Source organism: Salipiger marinus (assembly GCF_035481585.1).
GTDB lineage: Bacteria > Pseudomonadota > Alphaproteobacteria > Rhodobacterales > Rhodobacteraceae > Salipiger > Salipiger marinus.
The window spans coordinates 226,626-239,690 of record NZ_JAYKSL010000007.1; the positions used below are offsets into that span (position 1 = coordinate 226,626).

A 13,065-nucleotide genomic window follows, 5' to 3' on the forward strand; every position below is an offset into this window, starting at 1 on the left:
TGCGCGACAGCGTCGATGCGCTGGGGTTCTTCGGCCCCATGTCGATCACGGTGATCACCAGCCGCATCTACACCTTCGTCAACAGCTTCATCTTCGTCTCGGTGCCGATGTTCGTGCTGATGGCTGCAATGCTCGACCGCTCCGGCGTGGCCCGCGACCTCTTCGACGCGCTGAAGCTGATCGGCGGGCGGATCCGGGGCGGGGTCGCGATGCAGACCATCTTCGTCTCGGTGATCCTCGCCGCCCGGCATCATCGGCGGCGAGATTGTGCTGCTGGGCCTCATTGCCCTGCCCCAGATGCTGCGGCAGGGCTATGACGGCAACCTTGCCATCGGCGTGGTCTGCGCCGGCGGGTCGCTGGGCGCGATGATCCCGCCTTCCATCGTGCTGATCATGTACGGGCTTATGGCCAATATCTCGATCGGCGACCTCTTCACCGCCTCCTTCCTGCCCGGGCTGATGCTGGCCTCGTTCTATGTCGGCTATGTGCTGCTGCGGTCCTATCTCTCGGAAGGCATGGCCCCCCGCCCACCAAAGAAAGCATCCCCGCGGCGGAGAAACTCCGCCCTCTCAAGGGGCTGATCTTGCCGCTGCTGGTCGCCACCTTCGTGCTGGGCTCGATCTATGCAGCCATTACCTCGGTGACCGAACGCGCATCAAACCCGACATCCCCGGTCTGGCTTACGGACAGGCCATGCGTCTGGCCCGGCGCAGCGCGCGCCTGCGCGGGGGCATCCTCGGCCACAACCACGGTGAGGGCGTCGGACAGGTCGTCGGGTGCCTCGGGGGCGGTGCTCTCGGTGACGACGAAACACTAGCCAGCGCCGTTTTCGGTGCTGCGGTTGCCTGTGGTGCCGAACTGCGGCCCCACGCGCGACACGGCGACGCGCTGCCCGTCGCGCAGGCCTTCGAGCCAGTCGTCGATGGTGACGGTATGGACGGGGCCAAAAAGCCGCCAGCTGTCGATCCGCCCCAGCGGCAGGGCCTGCGCCCGTGCCCCCGGCGCGACCGAAGAGAGACCATGCAGCATCTGCCCCATCTTGTTCAGGATCACATGTTTGGCGATGCTGCACGGCGCCTCCTGCACCCGGCCCACCAGCAGCAGCACGGCAAAGACTGCGGCCAGCGCCGCCAGCCCCAGCGCGCCCGGAAGGCCCCCCATGGTCCAGCCCAGCCCCAGCCCCGCCAGCGCCGCCACCCCGGTCTTGAGCCTCAGCTCGGTCTCGGCCCGGCGGAAGATGGCGGCGCGTTCGGCCGTCAGCCGCGCCAGCACCGGGGTCAGCCGCACCCGCAGCGCCTCCGCCTCCGCCGCCGTCAGGCGCGGCGAGATCGCGCGCGGACGGCCCGGATCGCCGAACTGCCGCCCCCGCCACGGCCCGCGCAGGCGCGACAACGCGCCAAGGATCGACCAGCCAGCCGCTGACCGGGCCATCGTCATGTCGCGGCCCCGCCGCGGCAGAGGGTCTGCGATGGCAAGGCTCGCGGCGCGCGGCGCCGCAAAAGGCCAGGCACCTGACCGGTCCGGAAATACCTCATCTCGAAATCCTGTATCGTTATGGAAAACCTGTTGGCTGCGGGGCAGGCATGGGCTGCCTCAGGTCGGGCCCCGGGGGTGACAGGGCCCGGGCCGGAGCGCGGCCTTGCGCCGCTGCGGCATCGCAGCCGCATGAGACCAGGACCGCCTCCACCGCCCCGCCCGGCGGGCCCGGGCTAAAGTCATGAACAGACGCGCCACGCGTCCCTGGGCGCCCGCTCTGAAGACGACCAGCGCGCCGGGCCTGCGCGCGTCGCGGAAGCGCCACACTGCCTGCAGCAGGACCGTGCCGCGGCCCTGCCCGCCCCGCCATCATGCGCGGGCGGGTGACGAAAGCGGAAGGCGTGATGAAATCCATTGACATACAAACGACCGTAGGAAAGCCGCCGCCCTCCTGTCGAGCCGGGTTTTCCATACCTCGCCAACCGCTGCAGCTGCGCAAAGACCGCGCGCGCCGCTGCCGAGCCGAGCAGCCATGAACCGGCCCGGCAGTGTCCCGCGCGACCTGACCTGCGGCCGCGAAGGTCTCGGCAGGCCGCCAGCTCGAGCGCTCAGCGGCACTGCTCGGGCCCGCTGCGCGCTTCCGGTGGCGCGCCGGGTGTTTCGTCAGGCAGGACCGGGGACTCTGACCCGCTGTCGCACGATCCGGCCCGCGACGGGCAGTATGACGGCCCGCTCTCCGAACCATCGACGCGGCGCAGCATGGAGGCGGGCAGGAAATCCGAGGCCGGTGCGGCGCCCTGCCCGGTCTCTGCAGGCTCCGGGGGTTTCGGCGAGGGAGGCCGCGCGCGCCACGTTCCGCGGCCAGAAAGTCTGGGCCGGAACCTGCACGCAGTGTCTGGCCCAGCGGGGATGACCTTGAACGGCCGGTCCTCCACCCTGCACGACCGGTTGGAGGCGGCGCGGCGCTGGAGGGCGATCGGCGCGGGCGCCTTCGTCTGTGTCTCCCCTCCCGGTTGCGGCTGTGCCGTCGCCCGCGCGAGGAAGGATCCCGAGGCCGGGCGGGCGCAAGAGTCGGCTGCTTCACCGCACGGACCTTCTGCGCGGTCACAGCAGGACGGCCAGAGCCGCCGGACTTCCGCGCGCCGCGTTCCCGGATGCGGCAGGTCAGCGGCCTGTGACGGCGGCGCCCGGCTTGGCAGTGTGCCCTGAATGCCGCTAAAGCTGGGGGCAGAGGCAATCGGGAGACATGCCATCAACACACCCGCACGACTTTTGTCCCGGCTGCGCTTTCGGCAGGTCCGCTGCTTTCTGGAGGTGGCGCAGCGCGGCAGTTTCATGGCGGCAGCCGAGGTGCTGGGCCTGACCCAGCCCGCCGTCTCGCGGTCGATCCGCGAACTGGAGGCGACGCTGGATGTCAGCCTGTTCGACAGGTCGCAGCGCGGCGCGATCCTGACCGCGCATGGCCGCAAGCTCTTCGATGCGGCGGAGGCGGCGATGGCGCTGCTCACCGAGGGGCTGCAGGCGACGCAGGACATGGGTTACAGCCGCGAACTGCTGCGGGTCGGGGCCCTGCCCAATGTCTGCGGCCTGACCCTGCCGAAGATCGTAGAGGATTTCCAGACGCTCTATCCCCGCAGCACGGTGCGCGTGATCTCGGGGGCCAATTCCGACCTGCTGGCGCGGCTGCGTCAGGGCGGGCTGGATGTCGTGATCGGGCGGCTCGCGGATTCCAATGCCATGCATGGGCTGAGTTTCCAGCATCTTTACGACGAGTCGATCGTCTTTGCCGTGGGGGCGGACCATCCCTTTGCACAGGGCGGCGCCACGCCAGATCTCGGCGCGCTGCTGAGGGAGCCGATGCTTGCGCCGATCCCCGGCACGATCATCCGGCAGGAGCTGGAGCGCTTCCTGTTCAGAAGTGGCTTTGTCGCGCCCGATTTTGCGCTGGAATCCATCGATGCGGGCTTCGTCAACAAGACCATCCGCGCTTCGGCGCATGTGGTGGTGACCGTCGAGGCGCTGGTGGCCGACGCGCGGGCGGCAGGGCATGTGGTGATCCTGCCCATCCATGACCCGGCCCTCAAGGGACCGGTGGGGCTGACCACGCTGCCCGGATCTCCCGAGGGTCCGGCGCTCCGGATGCTTATGGGCATGCTGAGAGAGCGCCTGTCCCGCGCCCCGCTTCATACCAATATTGATATGGAAGAAGCCAATAAGGAATAGGTCATTCCTGCGCGCAGGATATAGCCTTCCGCCCCAGAGGAGAAATTGAAACCGGAGGAGAGCGGATGTTCAAGACCCTGAGAGTCATCGGCGTGGCGGTGGCGTGTGCCAGCGCGGCGCTTCCGGCCCAGTCCGAAACGTTGAGCATAGAGGGGGCGGGCAGCGCCTCGCTCACCGGCATCGTACCGCAGACATGGGCGCAGTTCACCAGCGATGCAGGCTATGACCTGCAGGTCTCGCTGGGGCAGGCGCTGACCCGCTCGGCGATGAAGGTGGGCGCAGGCCAGCTTGACCTTGCAGTAGTGCCGCCCCCCGCCTATGGCGCGATGACCCGCGGCGCCGGCCCTTATGCCCAAGCAGCGGATCAGGCCAAGACCTTCGCCGCCAATATGCGGATGCTGTTCACCTTCCCCGGCGGTTCGTTCCATCCCATCGTCTGGGCCGACAGCGGCATTGAACGCTGGGAAGATATCCGGGGCAAGCGCGTCTATATCGGCCCGCCCGCCGGGGCCGCGACCGATCAGGCCCGTGGAATGGTGCACGAGGCGACCGGCGGCTTCGAGGATGGCCCCGATTACGAAGGGATCCGCCTGCCTTGGGAAGCTTCCAGCCAGGCCTTTCAGGACGGTCAGTTCGACATGTTCATCATGTCCGCCGCCATCGGCCAGCAGTCGGTGCAGGAACTCAGCCTGCAGCGTGACATCCGGGTGCTGGGCGTGCCCGAAGAGGTCGTGGCGGGCGAGGGTTGGGCCGCCTATCTCGCGGATCAGTCGGTGCGGACCGATGTCGTGCCCGCAGGCACTTATCAGGGGCAGGTCAATGGCGACGCCGACCAGCACATCATGGTCACCGTGATGATGATGGGCGCTCACAAGGATCTCTCCGAGGAAGCGGCCTACGCGCTGACCAGGTCGTTCTTCGACAATCTCGACGAGATGAAGGCGGCCAATGCCCTGCTGGCGCGGATCAATACCGACGATCCCTTCGCAGGCGCCAACATGCCGGTCCATCCCGGTGCGGCGCGCTATTACGAGGAACAGGGCATCGCCATCCCCGAGGCGCTGCAGGCCGAGTAACACCGCCCCGATCCTGCGCGACCGCGCCCGGCCCGGGACAGGGCCGGGCATCGCGGCCGCGCGGGCCGGACCCGGACCGCCTCAGGAGAACAGCTCATGACCGACATGACCACAGGCAGGGTGAAGGCCCTGCATCGGGCAGGCCTCGCCGTTGGACTTGTCATCGCCCTTGCCGGACTGGCCAATGTCCTGCCCACCTACGGAATTCTGCCACGCGTCGGCCCCTTCCCGCTCGACTGGTTCCGACCGCTTTTCTACTGGCTGTGCTTCCTGAGCTTCCTGCTCTGGGACGCCCACCGTCTGGCCCGGGACGGCCGGCTGACGGTCTTCCATCTGCCCGGCTATGCCTTGGCACTCGCGCTGATGAGCTGGGTGTCCTGGGACTATTATCAGGTGTCGATGATCCTCAAGGACAGCTTCATGTTCTTCACCGCGCGCGAGGCATGGCTGGCGACGCTTCCCGCCGGGCTGTCGATCATCGCCTGCTGGCGGCTCTGGGGGGCCCCCATCGCCCTGCTCGGCGCCGCGGTTTTCGCCTATCTGGCCACCGGCCCCTATTGGCCGGGTGTGTTCCAGACCCTTGTCGGCGACATGAACGAGTTCATCGCCCAGAACATCTGGTATGACGCAAGCCAAGGCATCCTTGGCAACATCATGGGCATCGTGCTGTCGACGGTGCTGCCCTTCATCATCCTTGGGGCCGTGCTGGAAGGCTGCGGCGCGGGCGGCTCGATGATCCGCATCTCGTTCCACCTGATGCGTAGGTTCCGCGGCGGCCCGGCCTATGCGGCGATCTCCGCCTCGGCGCTGTTCGGCACCGTCTCGGGCAGCGCCGTGGCGAATGTCGTCGGCACCGGCGTGGTGACCATCCCGATGATCCGCCGCCGGGGCTTTTCCGGCAATTTCGCCGGCGCGGTGGAGGCCGCCGCCTCCACCGGCGGGCAGATCCTGCCGCCCATCATGGGGGCTGCGGCGCTGGTCATGGCCGATATCGTGGGGGTCAGCTATCTTGCGGTGATCCTTGCCGTGCTGATCCCTGCAATCGCCTATTATGTGAGCCTTTTCCTTGCGGTGTTCTTCGAGGCCGAAAAGCTGGGCATCACCTCGGGCGCGGACGAAGATGCGCTTGACCCGCCCGCCGGACAGGACTGGATCAACCTCGCGCTGGTCTTCGGCCCCATCGCGCTGATCGTCTGGCTGCTGCTCTCGGGCCTCTCGCCAGCGGGCGCCTCCATCGCGGCCATCCTGCTGCTGATCCCCATGAGCCTGATCAATCCCGAGATCCGCCGCGCGCCGTGGAAGCTGGTGGAGGCGCTGGCCGAGGGCGGCAAGACCGTCGCGCAGCTGGCCATCGCCATCGCCATCGTGGGCATCGTGGTCTCCACGCTGAATGCGACGGGCATTCCCACAAAATTTGCGGTGCTTCTTGCCAATGCTGCCAGCAGTTCGCTCATGGCGGCACTGCTGATCGCCGCTGCGGGCTGCATCGTGCTCGGCATGGGGATGCCGACGCTGCCCGCCTATATCGCCATCGTCGCGGTGATGGGCCCCACGCTCACCGGCTTTGGCGTGGAGCTGCTGACCGCGCATATGTTCGTCTTCTTCTTCGGGGTCGCCTCGGTGATCACCCCACCGGTAGCCATCGCCGCCTATGCCGCCGCCTCGATCTCCAAAGGCAGGCCCATCGGCACGGCGGTGGAGGCGACACGGATCGGCGCGATGATCTTCCTCGTGCCCTTCGCCTTCGTCTACAACCCGGCGCTGCTCTTGGGGACAGAGGCGGCTGCCGCAGCCCCGCTCGGCTTCCTGCTCTTCTCGCTGCTGACGCTCGCGGCCTCGCTCTACCTCGCCTCCAGCGCGCTGATCGGCTTCGACCGGCAGCGCCTGCCGGTCTGGGAGCGCCTGCTGCGCCTTGCCTGCGCCTTCACCCTTTTGTCGCCCTATGTGCTTGCTGGCCTTGCCGCGCTGGCCTTGGGTGTTGCGCTCGCCGTCTGGCGCCGCGCCGCGAAACTCCAACCCGCCGAGGCCTCCTGATGTCCGACCGTCCCAGCTTCATCCTGTTCATCACGGACCAGCACCGCGCCGATTATCTGGGCTGTTACGGCCATCCGGTCGTGCGGACGCCCCATATCGATGCCATGGCGGCGCGCGGCACCGCTTTCGACCGCTTCTATGTGGCAAGCCCGGTCTGCATGCCGAACCGCGCCAGCCTGATGACCGGGCGCATGCCTTCGGGCCACGGGGTGCGCTTCAACGGCATCCCGCTGTCGCAGCGCAACGTGACCTTTGTCGAGCTGCTGCGCGACGCGGGCTATGACACCGCGCTGATCGGCAAAAGCCACCTGCAGACCTTCACCGGCATCGCCCCGGTCCTGACCCCGCCCGAAGCGCGGCCCGGCTATCACAAGGCTGGCGGCGCGCTGCGCGAGGCCGTGCGGCATGATTTCGCTGCGCCCCTCTATCACGTCGAGGAGCCGGATTTCTGGTCCGGCGAGATGCCGGCGGTGCCGGTGCCCTTCTATGGCTTCGACCATGTCGAACTGGTCACCGGCCATGGCGATCATGTCGGCGGCGACTACACCCGCTGGGCGCTGGCGCGCGATCCCGATCTGGGCGGCAAGATGGGGGCCAAGAACCAGCTGCCGCATGATTACACCTGTCCGCAGGCGGTGCGCACCGCGATCCCGCCCGAACTCTATTCCACCTCCTACATCGCCGAACGCGCCTGCGCCTGGCTCAAGGCGCGCAGGGATGGTGACCGGCCTTTCTTCCTGATGGTCAGCTGGCCCGACCCACATCACCCGTTCAACCCGCCGGGCGCCTATTGGGACATGTATGATCCCGCCGACATGCCGGTGCCCGCCGCCTTCACCGCCAATGACTGGACGCCGCCGCCGCATGTGGCGGGGGTTCTGGGCGCGCGCGAGGCGGGGACCGCCAACCTGCAGGGGATGAACGCCATCGGCTGCACGGCGCGCGAGGCGCAGGAGGCGCACGCGCTGACCTGCGGCATGGTCAGCATGATCGACGACGCGGTGGGCCGGGTGCAGGCGGCGCTGGCCGACAGCGGGCGTGGCGAGCGGACCGTCACCATTTTCACCTCTGACCATGGCGATCACCTCGGCGATCACCGGCTGCTGTTCAAGGGATCCGAGCAATACGAGCAGATCACCCGCGTGCCCTTCGTCTGGGCCGATCCGCAGGGCGAACAAGGCACGCGCAGCGACCGGCTTGGCCAGACGCTGGACATCGGCGCCACCATTCTCGAGCGCGCCCGCATCGAGCAGGCCTGGGGGATGCAGGGGCGCGACCTGCTGTCCGAGGCGAGCGCCCCCGAGGCCGTGCTGATCCAGTATGCCCATCAGGCGCGGATGGACGGGCTGGATGTCTGCCCCAATATCCGCACCCTGCGCGATGCGCGCTACCGGCTCTCGGTCTTTCAGGGGCTGGGATGGGGCGAGCTTTATGATCTGGAGACCGATCCGGCGGAGCTGAGAAACCTCTGGGACGCGCCCGAGGCCGGGCCGGTCAAGCTGCGGCTGCTCGAACAGCTGATGCAGGCCGAACTGGCCCATGCCGAAACCGCCCCGGCGCCCGTCGCCCGCGCCTGATCCGATGCCCCGCGCAAGCCAGCCGCCGCGCCCTCTGCGGGTGCGGGCGACCGCCCTGAGGCCTGACTGGATCGAAGAATGCAGCCGTCCCGCGCTGCGCGCCGATCTCATGGCGGGACTCACCGGGGCCACTCTGGTGTTGCCGCAGGGCGTGGCCTTTGCCGCCATTGCCGGGCTGCCAGCGGAATACGGGTTTTACACCGCGATGGTCTCGTGCCTGATCGCGGCCCTGCTGGGCTCAAGCTGGCATGCGGTGTCCGGGCCGACCACGGCGCTGTCGATCATGCTCTTCGCCACGCTTTCGGAACACCATGTGCCGGGATCGCCCGGTTACATTGCCGCCGCCATCACCCTGTGCCTGATGGTCGGACTCATCCAGCTGGCCTTCGCCCTCGCCCGACTGGGCGCACTGGTGGATTTTGTCTCGCATTCGGTGATGACCGGCTTCGTGACGGGCGCCGCCCTGCTCATCGCGCTGAGCCAGCTGCAGCATGTGCTTGGAGCGCCGCTGCCCTCTGCGAGCGATCTTGGCGCCTTCCTGTCGGCCCTGCCGCAGGGCGCGCTGGCGGCGGACTGGCGGGCGCTCGTGGTGTCCGGAGCGGCTTTTGCCATCGGACTCGCGATCCGGCTCTGGCGGCCGCTATGGCCCAACTATCTTGCGGCACTGATGGGCGCCACCGGCCTCAGCCTCGCGCTTGGCGGCGCCGGGGCGGGCATCGCCACCATCGGCCCTTTGGGGGAGATCGTGCCAAGCCCCGCCCTTCCCGAGCTCTCGCTGGGCGATCTGCGCGAATTTGGCGGCGGCGCCATGGCCATCGCCATCGTCGGCCTGCTCGAGGCGCTGTCGGTCTCGCGGGCGCTGGCGCTGCGCTCGGGGCAGATGATCGACGGCAACCGCGAATTCCTCGCTCAGGGCCTGTCGAACGTGATCGGCAGCTTCTTCCGCTGCTATCCCAGTTCGGCCTCCTTCACCCGGTCCGGGATCAACTATGACGCAGGCGCGCGGACGCCGCTTGCGGCCTTGTTTTCCTGTGTCTTCCTGTTCGGCATCCTGCTCATGGTCGCGCCGGCCTTCGCCATGGTGCCGATCCCGGGCATCGCCGGGGTGATCATGCTGGTCGCCCTGAGGCTGATCGACTTCCGCGAGATCGGCCATCTCGTCACCTCTTCCTCGACCGAGACGATCATCGCCGGGGTCACCTTCGTCACCGTGCTGCTGGTCGATCTGGAAACGGCGATCTATGTGGGGGTTCTGCTGTCGCTGGGCTTCTTTCTGCGCAGCGCCGCGCGGCCCTTTCTCGGACAGGGCGCCCCGGATCCCGCCACACCGGGCCGGGTGTTCAAACACGCCGCCCCCAACGGGCTGGAAGAATGCCCGCAGCTGATGGTCTGTCGGCTTGACGGGCCGCTTTTCTTCGGTTCCGTCGAATTCCTGCGCCGCGAGTTCCGGCGGCTGGACCGCGAGCGGCCGCTGCAGAAAACCATGCTGTTCATCGTCAAGGGTGGCGGCGACATCGACCTTGCCGGGGCCGATCTGATCCTTGACGAGGCGCAGCGGCGCCAGCGCATGGGCGGAGCCCTGCACCTTCAGGTAAAGACCCCGCGCACCCTCACCAAGCTTGCACGCTTCAAGGTCGTCCGCAATCTGACCCGCGACCGGCTGCACCTGTCCAAGGGCGACGCCATCGCCCGGATCGTGCCTCAGCTTGACGACGCCATTTGCGCCGCCTGCCGCAAGCGGATCTTCCTCGAATGCGCCAGCCGTCCGGGTCCGGACGCGCCTCCGCCGTCCGACTGACCGCGCGGAACCGCGCTGCTGCCCTTTTCGGCCGCCGCGCAGGACGGTGGGGCCTCGCGCTGCTGAAGATCCCGATCTACGATCTGCTCGCGCAAGCCCGCTCACCGGCATGATGCAGATGCTGATCCCGAAGAGCCCGCTGTTCCGTCCCGGCCTGACCAAGCTGCAGCGCGGATGGTATCTGGACCCCCATGAGCTATTGGCTGTGTCCGCTGATGCGCATGGACTTGCTGCCCATCCCGCCCTTCTAGCGCGCAGCGCCCGCCCTGCCGGCGGCAGGTCACAGGGGCTTTGATGCGTCAACCGCCCCCGGGTGCCACGACCAGCTCGGTTTTCCAGTCTGCGCAGGACTTCACCAAGGCTTGCGGCAGCGGAGCGTCGGTGAAGACGCTCTGGATTTGCGACAGAGAGGCAATTCGGATCGGCGCGCTCCGGTGCAGTTTCGAGTGATCCGAAACGAGGAAGGTCTTGCGCGAATGGCGCAGGATTGCCTGACTGACGCCGACCTCCTGCACGTCGAAATCCAGCAGGTCGCCGTCGAGGTCGATGGCGGAACAGCCGATCACCGACAGGTCGAACTTGAACTGCCGGATTGTCTCGGTGGCAAGGCTTCCGATCAGGCCGCCGTCGAAACGGCGCAGGCTGCCCCCGGTGACGACGACCTCGCAGGCAGGGTTCAGCGCAAGCGTATTCGCGACGTTCATGTTGTTGGTGACCACAAGCAGCCCACGATGCTGAAGCAGCTCCTGCGCCACGGCTTCGGTCGTGGTGCCGATGCTCAGGAACAGCGAGATGTCGTTGGGAATGCGCGCGGCACAGGCGCGCGCAATGGCCTGCTTGCCCTCGGCATGCAGGCTGCGCCGTTCCTCGTATCCGATATTCGCCGTGCCCGACGCTGGAATGGCGCCGCCGTGCACCCGCTCGAGCTTGCCGTTCTCGGCCAGATCGGTGAGGTCCCGCCGGATGGTCTGGAGCGTCACCCCGAAATGCTGCGCAAGGCCCTCGACGGTGACCTTGCCGTCCTTGCGGGCGATCTCGAGGATTTCTGTGTGGCGAAAGTTCTGCGACATGTCCGGGCCCGTGCTGATGGCGAAAACTGGCACGCTGCCTTGCGCGGCGCAACCCTGCCGCGTCCCTTACCCTGCTGTGGATGTATGCGCGGTTATGTGCGGTTTTGCCAAAAAACGAAAGAGAGCGAAAGTTCATTCTTGCTTTCTCGAAAGAAACCGCGCACAAATCCGGCACGCCAGCGTGAGGAGAAGACTGTGCGGGGCATCGATCACACGAAGGAGGGGCGGTCCGGCATGGTCGATCTGTTCGTGATCGGCGGCGGGATCAACGGCTGCGGCATCGCCCGCGACGCGGCGGGGCGGGGCTATTCCGTGACGCTTGCCGAGATGAACGATCTTGCCTCCGCGACCTCTTCGGCCAGCACCAAGCTGTTCCATGGCGGGCTGCGCTATCTCGAATTCTTCGAATTCCGTCTCGTCCGCGAGGCCCTGATCGAACGCGAAACCCTGCTGCGCGCCATGCCGCATATTTCCTGGCCGATGCGCTTCGTGCTGCCTTGGCATCCGTCGATGCGCTTCGAATCCGAAACGCCCGCATCGAAGCTGCTCACCTTCGTGATGCCGTGGATGAAGGGCCGCCGCCCCGCCTGGCTGATCCGGCTCGGGCTCTTCATGTATGACCACCTCGGCGGGCGGAAGATCCTTCCGGGCACCACCTCGCTGTCGCTGAAAGGCAGCCCCGAGGGTGCGCCCCTGCAGGACCGGTTCGAGACCGCTTACGAATATTCCGACTGCTGGATCGAGGATTCCCGGCTGGTCGTGCTCAACGCCCGCGATGCCGAAGCGCGCGGCGCGCAGATCCTGACCAGAACCAAAGTGATCTCGGCGGATCGCAGCGGCGATCACTGGGAAATCCAGACGCAGGATGCGGCCGGCGCGCAGCACAGGCACCGCGCCCGGATGATCGTCAACGCAGGCGGGCCGTGGGTGGGCGAGATCCTGCGCGGCACCATCCGCGCCAACAGCCGCGAGGGGGTGCGCCTCGTGCGCGGCAGCCACATCGTCGTGCCGCGGCTGACCGATCACGATAAATGCTATTTCTTTCAGGGCACCGACGGGCGGATCATCTTCGCCATCCCCTACGAGACCGATTTCACCCTGATCGGCACCACCGACAAGGATCACCTCGACCCCGCGCAGCGCCCCGAATGCACGCCCGAGGAACAGGATTATCTGTTGGCCTTCGCCAACCAGTATTTCAGACGCCAGCTTGGCCGCGAGGACATCGTCTGGACCTATTCCGGCGTCCGGCCGCTTTATGACGATGGCGCCAGCAGCGCCACGGCGGCGACGCGGGATTACACGCTGACGCTGGAGCAGAGCGGCGCGCCAATGCTCAACGTCTTCGGCGGCAAGATCACCACCTATCGCCGGCTCGCCGAAAGCGCGCTGGACAAGATCGGCACCGCGCTGGGGCGCGAGACCGCGCCTTGGACGGCGGGGGTGCCCCTGCCGGGCGGCGATTTCCCGGTCGACGGCGTCGACGGGCTGATCCGCGAGGTGCAGGCCGCGCACCCGTTCCTGACGGACGCCTGGGCCCGCCGCCTCGTCCGTGCTTACGGCACCGAGGCGGCGACGATCTGCGAGGGTGCCGCTACGGAACATGATATGGGCCGCGCGTTCGGCGCTACGCTGACCGAGCGCGAAGTGCTCTGGCTCATGCGCAAGGAATACGCCCGGACCGCCGAGGATGTGGTCTGGCGCAGAAACAAGCTGGGGCTGCGCCTGAAGGAGGATCAGGTCGCCGCGCTCGACGACTGGATGAGCCGCGAGCAGGCGCGATACGCCGCCGCGGAATAAGAGGAGATGC

8 protein-coding genes and 1 pseudogene are annotated in these 13,065 nt (G+C 67.5%); 7 read left to right on the plus strand and 2 right to left on the minus strand.

Annotated features, from left to right (window positions below):
* Positions 1 to 17: 17 nt before the first annotated feature.
* Positions 18 to 659, plus strand: a pseudogene (locus VK682_RS11855) (TRAP transporter large permease subunit); the annotation flags it as partial.
* A 155-nt stretch (positions 660 to 814) separates the two neighbouring features.
* Here the strand turns inward: VK682_RS11855 and VK682_RS11860 are convergent.
* A complete protein-coding gene (locus VK682_RS11860; RefSeq protein WP_324781970.1) occupies positions 815 to 1,438 on the minus strand; it encodes a hypothetical protein in 624 nt (207 codons plus the stop codon).
* Between the two features lie 1,248 nt (positions 1,439 to 2,686).
* Between VK682_RS11860 and VK682_RS11865 the strand changes: the two genes are divergently transcribed.
* From VK682_RS11865 to VK682_RS11885, 5 genes are all read left to right on the plus strand, one after another.
* Positions 2,687 to 3,700 carry a LysR substrate-binding domain-containing protein gene (locus tag VK682_RS11865; RefSeq protein ID WP_324781971.1) on the plus strand — a complete coding sequence of 338 codons (1,014 nt, stop codon included), beginning with the start codon at positions 2,687 to 2,689 and terminating at the stop codon, positions 3,698 to 3,700.
* 65 nt (positions 3,701 to 3,765) lie between these two features.
* Positions 3,766 to 4,776: a TAXI family TRAP transporter solute-binding subunit gene (locus VK682_RS11870; protein WP_324781972.1), complete on the plus strand. Its 1,011-nt coding sequence runs from the start codon at positions 3,766 to 3,768 to the stop codon at positions 4,774 to 4,776.
* A 96-nt stretch (positions 4,777 to 4,872) separates the two neighbouring features.
* Entirely contained in the window at positions 4,873 to 6,810 is a 1,938-nt protein-coding gene (locus VK682_RS11875; RefSeq protein ID WP_324781973.1) for a TRAP transporter permease, read from the plus strand.
* Positions 6,810 to 8,387 (plus strand): sulfatase family protein, encoded by a 1,578-nt coding sequence (locus VK682_RS11880; RefSeq protein ID WP_324781974.1) that lies wholly within the window; start codon positions 6,810 to 6,812, stop codon positions 8,385 to 8,387. Before VK682_RS11875 ends, VK682_RS11880 begins: the two co-directional genes overlap by 1 nt.
* Entirely contained in the window at positions 8,350 to 10,185 is a 1,836-nt protein-coding gene (locus VK682_RS11885; RefSeq protein ID WP_324781975.1) for a SulP family inorganic anion transporter, read from the plus strand. Before VK682_RS11880 ends, VK682_RS11885 begins: the two co-directional genes overlap by 38 nt.
* Positions 10,186 to 10,484: 299 nt before the next feature.
* Here the strand turns inward: VK682_RS11885 and VK682_RS11890 are convergent, their stop codons facing one another.
* Positions 10,485 to 11,255 (minus strand): DeoR/GlpR family DNA-binding transcription regulator, encoded by a 771-nt coding sequence (locus tag VK682_RS11890; RefSeq protein WP_089846416.1) that lies wholly within the window; start codon positions 11,253 to 11,255, stop codon positions 10,485 to 10,487.
* Positions 11,256 to 11,489: 234 nt separating this feature from the next.
* Here VK682_RS11890 and glpD point away from each other — a divergent pair, with 234 nt between their 5' ends.
* Complete coding sequence (gene glpD / locus VK682_RS11895; protein ID WP_324782007.1) at positions 11,490 to 13,055, plus strand: glycerol-3-phosphate dehydrogenase; 1,566 nt, start codon at positions 11,490 to 11,492, stop codon at positions 13,053 to 13,055.
* The last annotated feature ends 10 nt before the right edge of the window (positions 13,056 to 13,065 follow it).